Genomic DNA, 19,669 nt, shown 5'->3' with positions numbered 1-19,669 from the left:
CTGATGCCAATCTTATCAAAATACTCTAATGAACAAGTAGAACAAATCGTCGATCAGCTTATTGATGTGTTAACTCAACACAATGCGCCGGTTGATTTGAGTCTTATGTGTTTAGGAAATTCTATCACGCATATCTTAAAAGAGCATGTACCAACAGGGAAAAGACAAGCCGTTACCGAGAACTTTGCTAAAGCTCTCGCACAGTCGGTTAAATAAACTCTATGAATTTATCGCAGCACAATCAGTTTTCATCAAAAGCGAGTCAATTACTAAGTTGGGGGCATTGGTTTACCTTTGCCAATATTGGCTTAGCGCTCTTAATTAGCTTAAGCTACTTGTTTGCCGACTCGCCACCTACAAGCTTTATGGGTATTACTTATATGCTAGTTACTTGGCTTAGCCATACTAGCTTTATTGCCTTTTTAGCGTTTGTGCTGACGGTATTTCCGCTCAGTTTAGTTTTTCCATACCCTCGCCATATTCGCGGTATGGCTGCAGTTATTGCTACCTTTGGCGCCTCTTTACTCACACTTGATGCTTATGTTTATTTTAATTTAGGTTATCACTTAAGTAGTTCTGCTTTACCTGAGATCATTTCGCTTTTATGGCACCGCTTAAACAGCTCACCCGCTTTAACAACTATTTTAGCCGGTGGCATAGTTTTAGTTATTTTAGGTTTTCAGTTAACGGTCAGTAATTTTACTTGGCAAAATTTAGCGCGTTTAAAGCAGCTCAAGTTTGCTCGCTACGCGAGTTCATTTTTAGTGATTTGTTTTGCTTTAAGTCATAGTATTCATATTTGGGCAGACGCTAATTTAAAGTTTGATGTAACTAAACAAGATAACTTTTTACCACTCTCTTACCCTACAACGGCTAAAAGCTTATTAGCTAAAAATGATCTACTAGACATAGAAAGCTATAAACAAGCGCATAATGTGCAAATTAATCAACAAAACATTAGCTACCAATTGCCTACTCCGCTGACAAAATGCGAAGATTACACACCGGCTAAAATTGATATTTTTGTATTTGAAACAGCGCAGCAGCTTGCTCAATTTGCCAGTAATAAAAACTTGTATAGCACTAAGCAGTTTTTACAACCAACCGATCATAACGATATGCTCTTTAGTTTAGTTTATGGTTTACCAGCATTTTATAAATCTACAATTATAAATGAGCAAACATTACCCGCATGGCAAAGCCAACGTCGCAGTGTTGAAGTAACGGGTATTGCAGCGTTAAACTTTATTAACGATCAAACCCATACTAATAGTGCAATTAGAATTATTAAAGGCACTGATGATTTAGCACCTCGCGATAAAAATACTCATGTTTATGCTTTTAGTTTGGCTGATAATAATAAAGAGGTGGTAATTACCTCAACGCTTTATAGTTCAGATAAACGGATCACTCGCGTTAATGGCCTTATTCAACCTAGCGATATAATAGCGACCGCTGTTGGGCAGTATTTAAACTGCAACGCTATTGCTGAGCAAACTATGCTTGGTGTTAACTTACACCAGAAAAAAGATAATATGGGTGTTAATTATTCTCAAGGCGTGGTTATAGCGTATAAAAAGGATAGAATTACCTTAATTGATCCTGATGGCGACTTTAAAAATATTTCTGCCGCCGAAGGGTTTTCTATTGAACAAGGCTTAGACATTCCATTTTTAGTTCACAGTATCAAAAAGTTAAAAACCTTTACTCAATAAGGCTATTATTAACCTAGCTTGCTATACCGCCAAGCTAGGTTATAGTTTTACTTTAACGTTATTAATTTAACGCAGTAAAACACTCTTAGGGATAGCCAATATGATTAAGCTGTACTGTATTTTTATTTTCCTCTTGCTTACAACCTTAAGCTTTAACAGTTTCAGTGCAACCAGTTACTACAAGTGTGTTACACAAGAAGGCACCACCTTTTCTCAATTCCCGTGCGATAACAACGCCACCGTATACAAAGTCAACACCACAATAAATCAGCAAGTAGGCCCTAAAGTAGATTACACCAAGCAATTAAACGAACTGGAGCGCGAAAGCTTACTAGCAGGCTTACAGGCAGAGCTGCGCAGTAATCAACATAAGTTAGCAATATTAGATCGTAAAAAAGACCAAGCTGATTATAAACAGCAACAGCGCCTTAACCATATTTTAGCCAAGGAAGATAAAAAACGTATTGCCGCCGATATTGCTAAAAAACAAAAAGTAATTAACAAAAACTATAAAGCACAAATTAATATGGTAAAAAAGCGCATTAATAAATTACAAAAAAAAATAGACAACTATCAGTAACCTTTATCTCATGAATAAATAACATCTTAATTTAGCTTGGTTTTAAATCGAGAATAACATACTCTTAACAATGATAGAGTATAAGCTCTAGCGTCTAATAAGGAGTAATGATGCAGCCTCGTCATATTGCTGAATTAATTTTAACGGGCTTTAAAAAGCACTACCTGTTATTTCAAAAAACCACGGCAAAAGCACCGCTGGCGTTTGCTAAAAGAGACTGGCAAGCAATTAATGATATAAGCCGATTACGTATTAGCCATTATGATGATCGGGTTAACGAAACCACCGCCACGCTTCGACAACAACAAACCGAACAACTCGACGAACAGCTGTGGCTAGAAGTAAAAAAGCTCTATCAACATTTTTTATGTTTTCATCCTCAGGCTGAGCTTGCCGAAACTTTTTATAACTCGGTATTTTGCCGCTTGTATCATCGCCGTTATTTTCATAACGACTTTATTTTTGTAGAAGCCACTCTAAAAGATGCGCCTGTAGTGCCCGTAGAAGCTGAGTATCGCAGCTATTTTCCTGTGGTTGACGGCCTAAAGCCCACAATTAAACAGATCATTAATCACTTTGATTTTAAAGCTCCCTTTGTAAACTTAGAGCGAGACATACGACTACTGGTAAAAGCATTTTATAAACAAGCACCCGATACGCACCATAAAGCCTGGCAAATGCGCTTTGATATACTGCACACTCCATTTTACCGTAACAAAGCTGCCTACATTGTAGGGCGAGTGGTATCGCAAAGCGGCGTACAACCGTTTATTATTGCAGTACTACACCATGAAGATAAAGGCTTGTACCTAGACGCACTACTTACTAAATCGTCGCAAATGCGAGTTATTTTTGGTTTTGCGCGTGCCTACTTTATGGTAGAAACCCATGCGCCTTGCGCATTAGTGCGATTTTTAAACCAATTAATGCCCAATAAAACCATAGCTGAGCTCTACAACGCTATTGGCTTTCATAAACAAGGTAAAACCGAGTTTTACCGTGAGTTTTTAAATCATTTAACTCACTCTAACGACGAGTTTACTATCGCCCCTGGTACACCAGGCATGGTGATGATGGTATTTACCCTGCCCTCATTCGGCTATGTATTTAAAGTTATTAAAGATAAATTTGGCGAAAGTAAACCTTTTGGTCGTGATACCGTGTTAAAGCGCTACCAGTTAGTTAAAAAACACGATCGGGTTGGCCGCATGGCCGACACCATAGAGTATTCTAACGTCGTATTTCCTTTAGCGCGGTTTGATAGTAACTTGTTGCAGCAGTTGCACCAAACCATTGGTTCATCCATGGTAATTGAAGGCGACTGGCTAATTATCAAACATTTATATATTGAGCGACGCATGACACCGCTTAATCTATTTTTAGAAAATGCCGATGATGCCAGTGCCGCCGACGCGATTGAAGAGTACGGCCAGGCACTAAAAGAAATGATTGCTGTTAATATATTTCCCGGCGACATGCTGTTAAAAAACTTTGGTGTTAGTAAACACAAACGCATTATTTTTTATGATTACGATGAAGTGCAATATTTAACCGACATGAATTTTAGAGCACTGCCTAAAGCAAAAACGTATGACGACTACTTAATGGATGAGCAAAGCTATTCGGTTGCGCCGCAAGATGTATTCCCTGAGCAACTTTGCACCTTTGTAATGCCTAACCTAATCTATAAGCAGTTTTTAATGAGCACACATCCAGAGCTTATTGATGTTAACTTTTGGAAGCAAGCACAGCAAAATATTAAAAATGGTCAGGTTAGTCATATTTATCCATACCCGACAGCACAACGTTTTATCCATCACTGGTAAAGCGTTAAGGACACACAATGAATATAAGTAAAATAGATTTAAATTTACTGGTTTATCTCGATACTTTATTGCGCGAATGTAATGTTACCCGCGCAGCAAACCGGTTAAGTATTACTCAACCTGCCATGAGCAATGGCTTAAAGCGCCTTCGTAACTTATTTAACGATCCTATTTTAGTACGCACCAGCGATGGCATGGTACCCACAGAGCGCGCGTTAGAGTTACAACCCGTTATTCGCGGTATATTAATGACCCTAGAGGAAACACTTGCGCCTAATCGTGAGTTTGAAGCAAGCCAAAGTAAGCGCGTATTTAGAATAATGGCCAGTGACTATGCGGCCAGTACCTTAGCGCCCAAGCTATTAAGTAAATTACACGCAGAAGCCCCCGACACCACCCTAGATATACTCACCCCTAGTGATGTGACCTTTCATGATGTGGAAAATGGCAAAGTGGATATGGCAATCAATCGCTTTGAAAACCTACCGCAATCGTTTCATCATAAGCGCATTTGGAAAGACAGTTTTTGCTGTTTAGTTAAATCCGATAACCCGATTATTGACAATTTTAGCCTAGAGAGCTACTTAAAAGCACGCCATATTTGGGTAAGTAAAACCGGTTTTGGTGTAGGCGTAGGAATGGATCCTAAAGATGTGCAAAAACTCGGCTGGGTTGATGAAGCACTCGCTCATTTTGGTAAACACCGTAATATTGCCACCTTTACCCGTAACTACCATGTGGCAGTACATTTAGCCAAAGTACAAAACTTAATAGCAACATTGCCCTCCAAAGCAGCTAACATTTATATAGACGATCCTAGTCTTAAAATATTAGAACCTCCTTTTCCTATTCCACCGTTTGAGTTAGATATGATTTGGAGCCCGCTGTTACATCGCGATGCTAGTCATATTTGGTTACGTCAAAAAGTAGCCGAAGTTGCTGAAGAACTTAAGTAATACCGTTACAAAAGCTTTGTAAAATTTGCTTACTTAATCTAACAAGTAAGCAAACATCATCCTAAAAATACATTTATACCAATAAAAACAAATGATTACGAAAGTATTTATAGTGGAACAACCTTTGCTTTTATATAAATGAACATTTAATTTCATTTATAAGAGAGGTCATTATGAACACCCATCAAAGTAATGAAGTAAATCATATTTCTGACATCATCCAAGTAATGAATAGTGGTATAGATTTTTACGAAAAAGCCCAACAGAACGTAAAAGATCCCGCTGTTGCCGCCCTTTTCCAGCGCATGATTGATGCGCGTAAGGTAACCGTTGAACGCTTACAACCTTTTGCTGTTAATGAACAAGGCGAACGTGAAGATGGCTCATCATTTGCGGTAGAAGCGCGCCGTGCTTACACTGCGCTTATCACTAAATTTAGCAGCAATAACGACGATACGTATATTAAAGAGCTAGAAGAAGTTGAGGATAAAACCCTCGAAGAAATTAAAGATGCAATGAAAAAACCACAACCCACAGACTGCGAAGCTGTACTAGCTAAAGCATTACTAACAATGCAAAGCTGTCATGCTGAAATGAGCCGAATGAAAAAGCAGTAAGTAGCCTAAATTCTGGATAATAACTCAACCTAAAGCTGAGTTCAGGTTAAACAATTAAAAAAGCCCAGCATTCTTAAATGCTGGGCTTTATATTAAGTATAAAAATGGGAGTATCTATAATTAAAAGCGGTATTCTGCACCTAGGTAGTAATACGCACCGTTAAAGCCAAATGGGGCTGAACGGCGAGAGTATTTAAATACCCCTGGGCTGCTTACAATGGTATTGCCTTGGGCATCTACAATAGTACCAGTACGTGAATTACCTATGGTATTTTCATCTGGGTACACATCAAATAAGTTATTTGCGCCAATATTTACCGATAAGTTCTCAGTTATAAAGTAATTTACTTTAACATCAGTTAATATTTCGGCACCGTAAGTCTGGCGGCCGCCATCTTCTACTGTGTACTCACCAAAGCGATTAAGTGACAAATTAACTGTCCAGTCATCACGTTGATAAAGCGCACTTAAGTTAATGCGATCCTCTGGTTGCCATTCTTCAATAATCGAAATTTCTTGGTCAGAGAACACGTCCTCAACCGGTACTGTTTCTAAACCTGAACCTGCCGGGGTAAATAACGACACCACATCGGTTTTAGTAAAGTTAGCTGCTAAGGTAAAATCAAGCGTACCGCCTAACCCTTCAGTGTTCCAGGTAGCAACAAAGTCAATACCTTGCGTTTCTGTATCAGCACCATTTAAAAAGAACTGACCCGCACCAGCACCTGAGCTTATTAATGCAGCGTCAAGACTTGGCGACAACCCTTTACCTAAACGATTACTGATAACTATACGATCGTCTATATCAATTGAGTAATAATCGAGCGTTACGTTAATGTTGTCTGTTACGTTATACACTATACCTAAGCTGCGGTTTTGCGACTTTTCTTCTGTTAATTTTGGAATACCTAAGCTTTGCGCTAATGTTGAGTCGTTTCTAAAAGTACCGACTTCTTCGGCAACTAAGTTGCCAGTAACATCGTCAACAACAAACTGAGTACTGATATTATTAAAATACAGCTGCTGCATTGACGGCGCTCTAAAACCTGAGCTTAATGCACCACGCAGTGATATATCGTCAGTAATCGACCAGTTACCCGCTAGTTTAAAGTTAACCGTATCACCAAAGCCTTTATAATTATCGTAGCGCAGTGCGCCCGATAAAATAACGTCTTCAATAATATAGGTTTCAGCATCAAGGTAGAACGAAATCACATCGCGCGACTCATCAACCGATGACATTGGCGATGAACCACCAAAACCTTGCGTGCCGCCCGAAGCATCTTCGCTGCCAACGCCACCGCTTAAACCGTCGTATATACTTACGCCGTTATTAGTGTCGTAATCTCGGTATGCGTATTCGCTGCCTTCTAAAATGCGATACTCATCGGTGCGAATTTCTGCGCCCATAGCGAGTGAGTAATCATCAAAATTTTGAGTAAAATCTAAATTAAGCGTTTGTAGCGATAATTCCATACCGTAAGCATAGGCTTCGCGCGGAATAGTGGCGCGAATATCAGCAGCGCTTAAGCCTTGGTCGTAGCGTAAAAAGTTAGCATACGAGGCGTTAATTGTGTCACTGGTAGTGTAATCAATACTGTTTTCACCATAGGTGTACGATAAGTCTAAGCTAGCATCGTTATCAAATTGCGTTTTGTAACCAAAGTTATACGAAATATCGTCGATAGTGGTGTTAATTTTTGGCAAAAAGCCAGCCTGAATTGTCGCATCGTTATCTTGTAAAACCGTATTACCGCCACCGTTGGCATTGTGCCTGAAAAACGCTGCCGACTCGTTATCGCGCGTTGAATAAGTAATAAAACCGTATAGTTCGCCATCACCTAACTCATAACCTGTGCTTACAATTAAGCCAAATTGTTGTGAGTCGGCATCGCCTATTCTAAAGGTATCTCTGTCGGCTGTTAGCTCTCGCGGATCGCCCGCTACTAAAGTGCCGTCATCAAGTGTTGTACAACCATTAAATTGGCAAGAGCCATGTAAACCGGCACGGTTAGTTGGCGCACGATCACGGTAGTTAAGTGTAGTATTTACGTAACCTTTATCACCTAAAGCAAAACCCTTATTAAAATCAAGGTTTATCGTTTCACCATCGCCTTCTGAATATTGGCCATAGTTAATTGCGGCTTTACCACCTTCGCTACCATCTTTGAGTACTATATTAATAACACCCGCTATGGCATCTGAGCCATATTGCGCTGCAGCACCGTCACGCAGTACTTCAATGCGCTTAATTGCCGACGCCGGAATAGCATTCATATCGGTACCCGCTGTACCACGACCTACCGAAGTATTAATATGAATAATACTGGCTTGGTGGCGGCGCTTACCGTTAATAAGTACTAATGTTTGATCTGGGCCTAAACCACGCAGTGTTGCTGGGCGAAGGGCGTCGGTGCCATCACTAATTGACGAGCTTGAAAAGTTAAACGAAGGCGCAATTGACTGCAGCATTCTGCCCACTTCTGTTTGCCCTGTATTCTCTAGTGCTTCTGCACTTAAAATATCAACCGGAACAGGTAAATCTTCAACTGAACGACCTGCTACACGACTCCCGACAATGGCAATTTTTTCTATTTTTTCTTGGGCAACATCTTCAGCAGCATTAACGCCCTGAGTGTTTGCAGCAAGTAATGCAGGCAATATTGCTGCACTAACGCCTGAAAGCTTCATCATGTTGTTATCTTTCCTATTGATTTGTTTGAGTTTTATACTCAGTAAACCATTTTGATCAACAACCGCATCGAGCTTAGTGTCACCTAACAGTGCCTCCAGTGCATCTAATTGGGTGTAAAAACCATAAAGCGAATTTGCATTATATTGTTTAGCTAACTCATAAGAAAACACCACGGTTTGCTCAGTTTGCTTAGCAAATTCTATTAAAGCTTTGTCTGCTCGCTGCGCTTTTATATCAAATTGCACCATTTGCCCGGTAGTTACTGTGGCTAAAACATTCAAGCTAAAAAAAGCCGATGCAAGCACACTCAAACTACACAATAAATGCGTTTGGTTACTGCGCAACTTATATAAACAGTTGGCAAACAAAAATCCTCTATAGGTTTTATTCTTTTTATTAATATATTTTTTACTTTGCATGTTCATAATTGCAACTTAATCCAACATTAGCATGATTTTAGGCGCTGCTATTTATGACTTAGTTTGACGTTTAAGGCTAACTACGTGCTCACCTAAGCGTTCGTGATCAATCGAAAAATTTGTTTTTAAACTTTCAAGTAGCCCAGCAACATCACCCGCTTTAAATACCCCTGCAACTTTAATATTCGCAAGCTCTGCCGATGAAAGCTCAAACCGAGTAGCGGTATAACGGCTAACTTCATTTAAGGCATCGCTTAATTGTTCTCCGTTAAAAATTAGCATGCCATTTTGCCACGCTAAATCTCGTTGCACATCGTCAGCAGAGAGGCGTTTAATAGGCGCTGTAACACTTTTTTCTATAATTGCTTTTTCGCCTGAGAGCACAATATTTGCGTTTATTTTTCTAATTTTTTGGGTGCTGTTATCGGCTAGTTGATAGGCTTTAAAATCGTTAGCATCTACAGCTACACTCGGATCAGTGATCATCACTTTTCCTTCGGTTACCACTAATTCTAAATGAGATGAGGTATTGCGCTGCACATTAAATACAGTACCTAATGCTGTAAAGCTTTTATCACCTGCCATCACACTAAATGGCCGCGTAGCATCTTTAGCAACATTAAAACGCCCTTCCCCTCTACTCAGTAATAACTGTCTGCGCCCTTTACTATAGGCAACCTCTAATAGGCTATTGGTATTAAGTTGCACTATGGTGCCATCGGGCAGTACGTAAGTGGCTTGCTCTCCCACCTTGGTTTTATAAATTTTAGTATAATTAACTTTCGCTAGGGCTTGGTTATAACCAGTCTCTAAATTAACCAATAAGTAACTGCAAATCATTAACGCAGCAAATAAGCTGGCCGCGATACCATACGAAAACACCCATTTACTTTTTTCCTCGGTATTGTTTTTATGCGGAAATAAAGTGCTTAACTCGTTTAATACACTCAGTTCGTCCCACAACTTAGCGAGTTCGTAAACGGCGTCTTGGTGTGCATTACTTTGCAGCATCCATAATTTAAATTGCTCTTTTTCAACCTTGTTTAAACCGCGATCTATCGCGCTTATCCAATTAGCTGCTGTTTCTAAAATTAAATCTTTTGGTGTAAATTGATGAATATTACTCATTTTGCCACACTCACTATAGTTGGCCTTTGAGCAGCGGTGTCGTGCTTTTTATACTGCTCATTTTCATCCTGAGAATGCTCTCGCATGTATAGCATGGTTTGTAGTAACCCTTTTGCAATATGTTTTTCTACTGTGCTTTGACTTAACTGTAGTTGCTGGGCAATTTCTTTTTGGCTCATACCGTACACTTTTTTTAATATAAAACACTTGCGAACCGTCAAGCTTAGTTGCTCTGTTGCCCGACAAAACAATAAAAAACGCTCTTTCGAGGTGTACTCGTCCTCTAGTTGTATTGATTTAAGTAACTTTGGTAATTCATGATCATCACAAAGGGAGTCGCTAAATTTATTATCCCATTTAGCAATATGATTAAGGGCAAGGTGTTTAGCAGTTTTGAGCATGTAACTACGCGTAAATTGAATATCTTGTTTTAAATCAGCTTCGTAGCTTTTAATAAAGGTTTCTTGCACTATATCTTCTACGTCGTCAGGTAACACTATTCGTGAAACAAAGCGGCGTAAATGAGTCGATAACTCTGTAAATGTAGTGGCTAATTTGAGTCCTCGCGCCATCCTTAATTTCATCCCTTATTATTGTATAAACCTAAGTTTGTTAAGATGACTAATTTTAACGTTAATTACAAGGTAAATTGTTAATCCGCGGTTATTTTTTCGTTGCGTTAAAAGTCTCTTTATATGTTATTAAAACAGTAATAAACCTGCATTTTGACCTAGGTCATGCTTTAACTAAATAACGTATTAGCAAGTTCGTGGTGCAACAACTAAAAAGCTATAATATGCAAAATTTATCTCGCTTGAATGTAAGCAACCTAAGGGAGTTTTGTGGTGTTTAATAAAACAAGTTTAAGTGTTTCTGTATTATTAGCAGCAAGTGGATTGCTTGTTATTAGTGCACCGGTGAGCGCATCGCAAACCACGTTATCGAGCCAAGTATTTGCGAATTTTAGTAATATTCAAATTGACGATCAGCACCAGGATATTGAAGATTGGCAACTTGATGTAAAACGCTTTTATCTTAATTTAGACCATCAATTTAATGATGACTGGTCATTAACAGTGACCACAGATGTGCAGTGGCAACGCCAGCAAGACCCTACCGACATTTGGTTTCGTCATGCTTATATAAAACGCAATTTTAATCAAGGAAGTACGCTTAAAATTGGTGTTGCTGAACTGCCATGGATTGATTACATCGCACGCCGTGTAGGGTATCGTTATGTTGATCCGAGCTTAACGCCAAAAAACAAATTAGCCGGTCCAACCGATTTAGGTATTCATTATGGCCATAAATCGGCGCACTTTTCGTATGCTGTATCGGCTATTACTGGGGGTGGTTTTCAAAAGCCAACTGTGGGCGATCGAATTGATTTAGAAGCATCGGCTGTGTGGCATATAAATAAACAATTTGATTTTGCTTTAGGTGCTTATCAAGGTACACGCGCACTTGATAAAGACGAGGCCGAGAAAAATCATACTGCAGAGCGTTTCAATGCAGCGCTAAGTTACCTGCATCAAGGGGTACGTTTTGGCGTTGAATATGTATATAACGACAACTGGAACCAAGTTAACAAAATACCGCAAGACGCTAGCAGCGGCTGGGGGACCTGGGCAAGTTATGCTTTTAAACCGGGTTACTCTGCATTTGCTCGGTACGATACAATCAACCCTAATAGACGTTTAAACGCTAGTTTAGAACGTGATTACATACAACTAGGTGTTGATTATAAGGCAACTTCTTATTTAACGCTGGCGCTTGTTGCTAAGCAAAGTAATATTGATAGTGCAACAGTTGAGCGAACTCAAAATGAAGTAGGTATATGGTCAATGTGGAATTTTAAATAATCTGAGGTAATGGTCTTAATTCAAATATTAGGTTTATGTTATGCCAATAAAAATGCGCCAAAACGGCGCGTTTTTTGTACTACTCTAGTATACACAGAGTAAATAATCTGAGTTTTAACTAAGTACATTGCAGCAATAAAAAACCGCTTAACCTTGTTAGCTTAAGCGGTTATGCATACTGTATTAATAACGAGAATCAGCGGGATTATCCATACCTGGCCAATCGTTTTCTTTACCTGCAAAGTCTGGACGTGGCTTTTTAGTAAAGTATTCCACAACATCAACAACCTCTTGCTCTGATAAAGTGATCTGCCCAAGCGGCGCTTCACGACTCACACTCAATGGCATGTTATGAATAACAAATGCACCTGCTCGAGAGGCTCGTGCCATACCTGCCCCAATGTTAAATGAGTCATCGCCCCATAATGGTGGGAAAATATAATCACCAAATTGATCTTTTACCCCCTCGCCATCACTGCCATGACAAGTACCGCATTGCGCTGCATAAACCTGTGCACCGTTATTTGCGTTTGCTGTATATTTGCCTACTTTAAAATACTCTAGGCTAGTTAGCTTAACGGTATTGCCCGGTGCCACATCACCACCCAACCATTTCATATAAGCATGCATACCTTGCATTTCTGGCGAATCTATTGGGATTGGTTTACCATTCATCGAACGTTGAAAACAGCCGTTAATACGCTCGTTTAAATCAAGTACGCGTTGCGCACGCGGATTAAAGCGCGGATAGCGATTATAAGTATTTATATAGGGTGCCCCCAACTCTCGTTTACCTTGCCCCATATGGCAACTATTGCAATTGAGCCCGTTACCTACATTATCGGGCAATAAGCGCGCCGTTTCGTTAAGTAAGCGCATACCGTATAAAATAGCCTCTTCATCTTTGTGGCCTACTACATCGGTAATTTTTGGAATGGTAAATTGATCAATCACCTTACCTTCGGCATCAATTACATCGTAAGTTTTTGCATCAGGCGCATCATAAAAACGGCTTTCATAACCCATGTAAGCAGCAACCGAAATTACAACTACAAGCACGCTTATCCCTAGTAACTTATTCATTTTCTATCTCCTTTGCGGGTACATAATGCACCGGAGCATGGTCAACTACACGGCGCATAGTCGCAACATCTCGAGTTGAAATATGGCTGCCATGATTGCCCCAACTGTTGCGAATAAAGTTTAAAACATCGGCTAACTCTTGGTTTTTTAAATGATAAAACTCAGGCATAGTAAATGTCATTACATCGTGCGCGGTTGTTGCCATTTCCCCCCCTGCTAAAGTGACTTGAATTAACGAACTGGGATCTTCTGCAAACACAATAGAGTTACCAGCCAATGCTGGAAAAATACGTGGTGCGCCTTTTCCATCTAAACGATGACACGCGGCGCACTGCTCCATATACAACAAAGCACCAGAGGCCGAAAAGTCACCTGCCCGCAATGCACTTGTGGTGGTATCTGCTTTTGACTGCCAATTTTTTTCATACCCAGGGCGCGGTGCTAACTGATGCAAATAGCTAGCAATAGCGTTTAAATCTTTATCAGTAAAGTACCGCGTACTATGCGCCACTACATCGGCCATGCTGCCAAATGCGGCAGTTTTGTCGGTACGTCCTGTTTTTAAAAATTCAACAATATCGGCTTGTTTCCAGGTTGCTAAGCCTAACCCTTCATTACGTAAACTTTTAGCATACCAGCCCTCCAGTACTGAGCCTGATACAAACTGACCCGATGCATCATCTGATAGCGCCTTTTCTTGAAAAGCAATACCACGTGGCGTATGGCACGCACCGCAGTGAGCTAATCCCTCAACTAAATAGGCACCCTGATTTTGCTCAGTCGTTAAATTGGGGTTAGCTGTAAAGCTACGCGCTGGTGAAAATAATGCATGCCACCATGCTAATGGCCAACGCATACTTGCAGGCCATGGAATGGTTGTTTGTTGATTTTGTTGCTTTACTGCGCTAACGCTTGACATAAAATACGCGTACATTGCCTCTATTTCAGCATCATTTACTATTTTATATGACACAAAAGGCATAGCAGGATAAAGCGGTTGGTTATCTTGGCGAATGCCTTTTCTAACTGCACGTTCAAAATCGGCGTAGCTATAACTACCAATGCCTGTTTCGATGTCGGGAGTAATATTTGTAGAATAAATAGCCCCCATAGGTGTTTGCATGCCTAAGCCACCCGCAAAAGGTTTTCCGCCGGGTGCCGTATGGCACGCAACACAGTCAGCAACTCGTGCGTAGTATTCGCCCTGAGCAATGAGCGTTTGATCGTTAATATCTACTTTATGTGTTGCAGCTAAAGGTGGTGCTAAAGTAATAGGAATGAGCTTAGCGCCCATAAAGGCAAACACCAAGAGTGCAATACCTACTAACACAATGTACGTCACTTTTTTCATTGTTAAATTTAATCCCTCAAAGAAATAAAACGGCCAATAAGCCTGAGGGAGATAATAACAACAATAAAATATTCTCAAATGAGTATAAGAACAAAGGTTGATCTAACGCATGCGCTGCTCATAATAAAAGCGTCATGCAACCGCTTATATAGTTAGCATGCAACAAATAATGACTTTATAAAGTTAAAAAACACCTCAGTTTTACGTGTGGTTAAGCTGTTTTGTGGCCGTAAAAACCATACTGGTGCGTCGCTTTGCGCCATTACACCGGGCATAACTTCAACTAAGGTGCCATTTGCAAGCTCTTCACCAATTGCTATTTTTGATTTAATTGCAATGCCATGCCCAGCAATGGCAGCTTGGGTCATGTTATCTGAGTTTGAAATAGTAAAGCGGGTTTTAGCATTAAAACTGTGGATTTTGCCTTGCTCGTCAAATAATTTTAATTGCTTTTGCCACGGCAAACATACCCAATAATGCGCCGCAAGCTCGGTTAAATTACTTGGCATACCCTGTTTATTTATATAGCTAGGCGCTGCACATAACACACGGCTATTATTGACTATTTTACGCGACAACATGCCAGAGTCGTTTAACTGCCCTACTCTTATAGCCACATCTTGAGCATCATCAACCACATTAATAAAGTGGTCCGTAATTAAAAAGTCGAGTTTTAATTGAGGATATTCACTTTCAAACTCGCTGAGCTTAGGCATAACATACTTAGAAAAAATCCACGGTGGCATAGTTACCCTTAGCAACCCACTCACAGTTGAGCTGCGAGCACCTATACTATGCTCTGCATCGTGCAGTGCCTCAATAATAGCGCCCACACGCGTGTAAAACACCTCTCCTGCAGGCGATAAACGTACTCGCCGACTATCCCTAAAGACTAAAACAGTAGACAACTCTCGCTCTAATTTACTAAGGCGATGGCTCACTGTTGCTGGCGATAAACCTTGCTCGCGCGCAGCGGCAAGTACACCTTTATTCTCTACTACGGCTATAAAAGTTTCTAAATCACTTATGTTATACATAAAAAGCTACTTTGGGTTTTCAATGTTTAATATTTTCGAATGAAGCTTTCACTTTTGCAATCTATATTTAAATAACTAAAACTATATAATCTAACGTAACTTAATTATTGAGGTTATATATGAGTTTAAAAGCGCAAATTGACGCCTATAACGTGCAAAAAGAAGCAAAGCTCCCTGCAGATGTTTTAGCACTAATGAATACGACAAACGCAGAGCTTATTGCCCAGCACATTAAAGATAATGCATTACAGGTAGGGCAAAAAGTTACCAATTTTAGCTTGGCTAATCATCAAGGGAACACGGTTGAACTTGCGACATTATTAAAACAAGGCCCAGTAATTATTAGCTTTTACCGTGGTGGCTGGTGCCCTTATTGCAATTTAGAGTTAAAAGCCCTAAATGATTACTTACCACAATTTAAAGCGCAAAATGCACAGTTAATTGCCATTTCACCACAACTTCCTGATGAAACACTGTCAACGGCGCAAAAAAACGACCTTGAATTTGATGTACTTTCAGATGTAAGTAATAAAATAGCCAAGCAGTTCGGTTTATTGTTTACACTCGATGAGCGTATTCAAGCGTTATATACCGAATTTGGTATTGATTTTGAGCACTACTACGGCGATAAAAGCTTTCAACTACCACTACCGGCCACTTATGTTATTAATCAACAAGGTGTGATCACTTACGCATTTGTAACTGAAGACTACACCCTACGCGCTGAACCTTTTGATGTATTAAACGCTTTAAAATCTGAGAGTAAATAATGTCTGTATTAACATCCCTAAAAACCCTAACCCTTTCATTAATTTTAGGCGCAAGCCTATTATCTGGAGATACTATGGCCGAACAAACCTCAAATAAACCTAAAGTGTTAATTTTTGACGTTAACGAAACACTCCTTGATCTAGATTCAATGCGCGCTTCTATAGGCGAAGCACTTGGTGGGCGAGAGGATTTATTACCATTGTGGTTTTCTACTATGCTACACCACTCGTTGGTATCAACTGTAATTGGCGATTACCAAGACTTTGGCCAAATTGGCGTGGCGTCATTATTAATGGTGGCACAAAACAACAATATTAATATTACCAGCGAGCAAGCAAAAACCGCGATTGTTACACCATTATTAACACTGCCTCCACACGCAGACGTAAAAGCAGGTTTAGCTGCATTAAGAGCACAAGGTTATAAGCTGGTTAGCCTAACAAACTCTTCAAATAAAGGCGTACAAGCACAATTTGAAAGCGCTGGTTTAACCCATTATTTTGACGAGCGCTACAGCATTGAAGATATTAAAGTGTACAAGCCTGATTTACGTGCGTACCAATGGGTACTTAAAAAACTTAATGTAAAACCAAATGATGCCATGATGGTTGCAGCACATGGTTGGGACGTAGCCGGCGCAAAAGCAGCCGGTTTACAAACCACTTTTATTGCACGCCCAGGTAAAGCACTTTACCCACTGGCTAAAAAACCAGATCATGTTGTAAAAAACTTACATGAGTTAACCGAGCTGCTTAAATAACCTGATGTAATGCTCTCCTCCCCATACGGCATCTATGTGCCATGATTAAAGTGGTAAAAATTAATCAATACCCCAGCGGCCAATGTTAGGATAACGTTGGCCGTTTTTTTATATTTATAAAATGAATATAAATAAAGTATTCAAGCAGTTATTCAAAAAACATATATTCTAGTAATTTAGCACTAAGGGCGCTATTATTACTTAAATGTGTTGCGGAGAGTGCTATGAACAGTCAAAGATTAAGTGAGTTTGAACAATATTTTCAAATTGATGAAAGTAACCGTGTAAACCTATACATAGTTGATGATAACGCCGTTCCAAAAAACCTTACCCAGTTAGACGCAGACATTCCCCCTTTATTTAAACTCGCTAATGAAGTAAGTAGCTTAGAGCAAAGCGCGCTTGGACCACTGCGTAATTTAGGTGATGTTGCCCAAGAGCTAGCGGTTTTTTTACAAGCGCAATCACGTAAAATAGACTTAATAATGAGCCATGTTCTCGCCTCAGAGCAAAGCGAAGATAACGTTATTTATTGCGATAGTTATGGCGGCGGTGGCGTAAAATTTACAACAGAGGATGTTTATTCTTTAGGGCAAAAGTTTCGGACTAAACTTTTTTTACACCATGAAGCGTCAGCTGTTTATTGCTATACCGAAGTCGTTGCAATTAAAAAAATCGATACCGAGCATTACCAATACACTTTACTCTTTATAGCCATAAGAGACAGCGACCAAGAACTAGTCGTTAGAGCCAGTTTGCATGCACAAACCCGACAACTAAAAAAACGCCAGCAATTAGAGCAATCACAAAACATGCAAGCAGATGATAAATAGCTGACATGTACACTCAAACTGCTAAACTAGCGCTACCTTAATTTGTATCAATTACTCATGAATTTTAGACTTTTACCAGAATGGGCCGAGCAAGACGCTGTTATGCTAACTTGGCCGCATAAAGACACCGATTGGGCTGAAAACTTAGCACGCGTTGAGCCTGTGTATGTAGCGCTTACAAAACATATTACCGCAGTACAACAGTTAGTTATTGTAGCGCACAGTGAGCCTGTAAAAGAGCATGTTATTGCGCTATTGCACGCCGCCAACGTCCCCTTAAACTGTGTTCACTTTGTAGTTACACCAACAAATGATACATGGGCACGCGATCACGGCCCCCTTACTTGCGCCGCTATAAATAACCCTAATCAGCTTAAAGTGTATGATTTTACCTTTAACGGTTGGGGCAATAAATTTGCAAGTAATTTAGATAATCAAATAAACCGTGTTTTAGTCAATGAGCTTAGCGATACAAATAATGACTACCAAGCAGTAGATATGGTACTTGAAGGCGGTGGCATTGAAATAAACGAACACGGCGTATTACTTACTACCAGTGAATGTTTGCTCAATAAAAACCGCAACCCAAATTTAACCCCAAGTGACATTGCAACACTGTTAAAACAGCACTTAGGAGCAACTGACTTTTTATGGGTTGACCATGGTTATTTAGCGGGCGACGACACCGACAGCCACATAGACACGCTAGTTCGCTTTGCACCAAACAATACCCTTGTTTATGTACAGTGCGATGATAAAACCGATGAGCATTACAACGCGCTGCATGCGATGGAAAAACAGCTTCAAGGCTTTAAAACTACCGATAACACCCCATATAATTTAATTGCCTTACCTTGGCCCAAAGCAGTGTATGACGATGAGCAAACACGTTTGCCTGCCACCTATGCTAACTACTTAATTATTAATAATACGGTATTAGTACCAACGTACGATGATGTAAGCGATAAGCTCGCCTTAGCGCAAATTCAACAAGCGTACCCAGAGCACACAATAGTGGGCATTAATTGCCTACCTATTATTGAACAATTTGGCAGTTTGCACTGTATAACAATGCAACTCCCACGTGGATTTTTAACTGGAGCAGCTCAATGACCAGCCCTGCAAAATTAACCGTTGCACTCGTACAACAAAGCAATAGCGATAATGCTGAGCAAAATATGGCAAAGTCGATTGCCGCAATTCGTGAAGCAGCCAACAAAGGCGCTAAATTAGTTGTGCTGCAAGAGCTACACCGTAGCCTGTACTTTTGCCAAACCGAAGATGTAGACGTGTTTGATTTAGCCGAAACCATTCCAGGCCCAAGCACGCATACTTTAGGTGAGCTGGCAAAAGAGTTAAGCATTGTAATTGTGGCGTCGTTATTTGAAAAACGTGCTACCGGCCTTTATCACAATACCGCTGTAGTACTTGAAAATGACGGCAGTATTGCCGGTAAATACCGTAAAATGCATATTCCCGATGACCCTGGTTTTTACGAAAAATTTTACTTTACTCCAGGCGATTTAGGCTTTGAGCCAATTCAAACCTCAGTAGGTAAATTGGGCGTATTAGTATGTTGGGATCAGTGGTTTCCTGAAGCTGCACGCTTAATGGCAATGGCCGGTGCTGAGCTACTTATTTATCCAACTGCAATAGGCTGGGATCCGCGTGATGATAGCGATGAACAAACCCGCCAAAAAGATGCGTGGGTTATTAGCCAGCGCGCCCATGCGATTGCCAATGGTGTACCGGTAATTAGTTGTAACCGCGTTGGAGTCGAGCAAGACCCAAGTGAGCAAAGCGAAGGGATTCAATTTTGGGGGAACTCTTTTATTGCAGGGCCACAAGGTGAATTACTTGCTGAGGCTAATAATACTGACGAGCAAATTTTAGTAATTGAGCTTGATCAACAGCGCAGCGAAAACGTAAGACGTATTTGGCCGTATTTACGCGACCGCAGAATTGATCACTACCAAGACTTAACAAAAATTTACCGCGATTAAATAAAATTACTTGGCCCTTATTACATAATAAGT

Annotated in this window: 18 protein-coding genes; 12 read left to right on the top strand and 6 right to left on the bottom strand. The window is 40.1% G+C overall.

Annotated elements, in window-relative coordinates:
- Positions 1–3: 3 nt before the first annotated feature.
- From H5079_RS02870 to H5079_RS02845, 6 genes are all read left to right on the top strand, one after another.
- Positions 4–216, top strand: a complete 213-nt coding sequence (locus H5079_RS02870) for a DUF1414 domain-containing protein (protein WP_011328493.1) — start codon at positions 4–6, stop codon at positions 214–216.
- Positions 217–221: 5 nt separating this feature from the next.
- Positions 222–1,715 (top strand): DUF3413 domain-containing protein, encoded by a 1,494-nt coding sequence (locus H5079_RS02865; protein WP_182679242.1) that lies wholly within the window; start codon positions 222–224, stop codon positions 1,713–1,715.
- A 100-nt stretch (positions 1,716–1,815) separates the two neighbouring features.
- Positions 1,816–2,295: a hypothetical protein gene (locus tag H5079_RS02860; protein WP_011328495.1), complete on the top strand. Its 480-nt coding sequence runs from the start codon at positions 1,816–1,818 to the stop codon at positions 2,293–2,295.
- A gap of 110 nt (positions 2,296–2,405) precedes the next feature.
- The gene (gene aceK / locus H5079_RS02855) at positions 2,406–4,121 is read left to right on the top strand and encodes a bifunctional isocitrate dehydrogenase kinase/phosphatase (protein ID WP_182683543.1); all 1,716 of its coding nucleotides are present in this window, start codon (positions 2,406–2,408) and stop codon (positions 4,119–4,121) included.
- 17 nt (positions 4,122–4,138) lie between these two features.
- On the top strand, positions 4,139–5,077 hold the full coding sequence (locus tag H5079_RS02850; RefSeq protein WP_011328497.1) for a LysR family transcriptional regulator: 939 nt from the start codon (positions 4,139–4,141) through the stop codon (positions 5,075–5,077).
- A 173-nt stretch (positions 5,078–5,250) separates the two neighbouring features.
- Positions 5,251–5,694, top strand: a complete 444-nt coding sequence (locus tag H5079_RS02845) for a PA2169 family four-helix-bundle protein (protein WP_182683381.1) — start codon at positions 5,251–5,253, stop codon at positions 5,692–5,694.
- Between the two features lie 120 nt (positions 5,695–5,814).
- Here the strand turns inward: H5079_RS02845 and H5079_RS02840 are convergent, their stop codons facing one another.
- Genes H5079_RS02840 through H5079_RS02830 form a run of 3 tightly spaced genes read right to left on the bottom strand, consistent with a single transcriptional unit; the run spans position 5,815 to position 10,508 of the window.
- Positions 5,815–8,814, bottom strand: coding sequence for a TonB-dependent siderophore receptor (locus H5079_RS02840; protein ID WP_259398041.1), 3,000 nt, complete (start codon positions 8,812–8,814; stop codon positions 5,815–5,817).
- Positions 8,815–8,859: 45 nt separating this feature from the next.
- Complete coding sequence (locus H5079_RS02835) at positions 8,860–9,936, bottom strand: FecR family protein (RefSeq protein WP_011328500.1); 1,077 nt, start codon at positions 9,934–9,936, stop codon at positions 8,860–8,862.
- Complete coding sequence (locus tag H5079_RS02830; protein ID WP_182683380.1) at positions 9,933–10,508, bottom strand: RNA polymerase sigma factor; 576 nt, start codon at positions 10,506–10,508, stop codon at positions 9,933–9,935. Before H5079_RS02830 ends, H5079_RS02835 begins: the two co-directional genes overlap by 4 nt.
- Positions 10,509–10,781: 273 nt before the next feature.
- Between H5079_RS02830 and H5079_RS02825 the strand changes: the two genes are divergently transcribed.
- Positions 10,782–11,798 carry a hypothetical protein gene (locus H5079_RS02825; protein ID WP_011328502.1) on the top strand — a complete coding sequence of 339 codons (1,017 nt, stop codon included), beginning with the start codon at positions 10,782–10,784 and terminating at the stop codon, positions 11,796–11,798.
- Between the two features lie 183 nt (positions 11,799–11,981).
- On the opposite strand, the gene H5079_RS02820 is transcribed toward H5079_RS02825, so the two are convergent.
- The 3 genes from H5079_RS02820 to H5079_RS02810 all read right to left on the bottom strand — a co-directional run bounded on the left by H5079_RS02820 (position 11,982) and on the right by H5079_RS02810 (position 15,269).
- Positions 11,982–12,881 carry a c-type cytochrome gene (locus tag H5079_RS02820; RefSeq protein ID WP_182683379.1) on the bottom strand — a complete coding sequence of 300 codons (900 nt, stop codon included), beginning with the start codon at positions 12,879–12,881 and terminating at the stop codon, positions 11,982–11,984.
- Positions 12,874–14,232 (bottom strand): cytochrome c, encoded by a 1,359-nt coding sequence (locus tag H5079_RS02815; RefSeq protein ID WP_182683378.1) that lies wholly within the window; start codon positions 14,230–14,232, stop codon positions 12,874–12,876. The genes H5079_RS02820 and H5079_RS02815 overlap by 8 nt, the downstream gene beginning before the upstream one ends.
- A gap of 152 nt (positions 14,233–14,384) precedes the next feature.
- Positions 14,385–15,269, bottom strand: a complete 885-nt coding sequence (locus tag H5079_RS02810) for a LysR family transcriptional regulator (RefSeq protein ID WP_011328505.1) — start codon at positions 15,267–15,269, stop codon at positions 14,385–14,387.
- A gap of 119 nt (positions 15,270–15,388) precedes the next feature.
- Here H5079_RS02810 and H5079_RS02805 point away from each other — a divergent pair, with 119 nt between their 5' ends.
- The 5 genes from H5079_RS02805 to H5079_RS02785 all read left to right on the top strand — a co-directional run bounded on the left by H5079_RS02805 (position 15,389) and on the right by H5079_RS02785 (position 19,636).
- On the top strand, positions 15,389–16,039 hold the full coding sequence (locus H5079_RS02805) for a peroxiredoxin-like family protein (RefSeq protein WP_179807298.1): 651 nt from the start codon (positions 15,389–15,391) through the stop codon (positions 16,037–16,039).
- On the top strand, positions 16,039–16,800 hold the full coding sequence (locus H5079_RS02800) for a haloacid dehalogenase type II (RefSeq protein WP_179807299.1): 762 nt from the start codon (positions 16,039–16,041) through the stop codon (positions 16,798–16,800). Before H5079_RS02805 ends, H5079_RS02800 begins: the two co-directional genes overlap by 1 nt.
- Positions 16,801–17,024: 224 nt before the next feature.
- Complete coding sequence (locus tag H5079_RS02795) at positions 17,025–17,633, top strand: PilZ domain-containing protein (protein ID WP_182683377.1); 609 nt, start codon at positions 17,025–17,027, stop codon at positions 17,631–17,633.
- A 57-nt stretch (positions 17,634–17,690) separates the two neighbouring features.
- On the top strand, positions 17,691–18,746 hold the full coding sequence (locus H5079_RS02790) for an agmatine/peptidylarginine deiminase (protein ID WP_182683376.1): 1,056 nt from the start codon (positions 17,691–17,693) through the stop codon (positions 18,744–18,746).
- Positions 18,743–19,636: a carbon-nitrogen hydrolase gene (locus H5079_RS02785; RefSeq protein ID WP_011328510.1), complete on the top strand. Its 894-nt coding sequence runs from the start codon at positions 18,743–18,745 to the stop codon at positions 19,634–19,636. The genes H5079_RS02790 and H5079_RS02785 overlap by 4 nt, the downstream gene beginning before the upstream one ends.
- Positions 19,637–19,669: the final 33 nt, after the last annotated feature.

It is taken from the genome of Pseudoalteromonas sp. SG44-5 (assembly GCF_014164175.1).
Classification (GTDB): Bacteria; Pseudomonadota; Gammaproteobacteria; order Enterobacterales; family Alteromonadaceae; genus Pseudoalteromonas; species Pseudoalteromonas nigrifaciens.
This window is presented reverse-complemented; position numbering and strand designations above follow the sequence as displayed.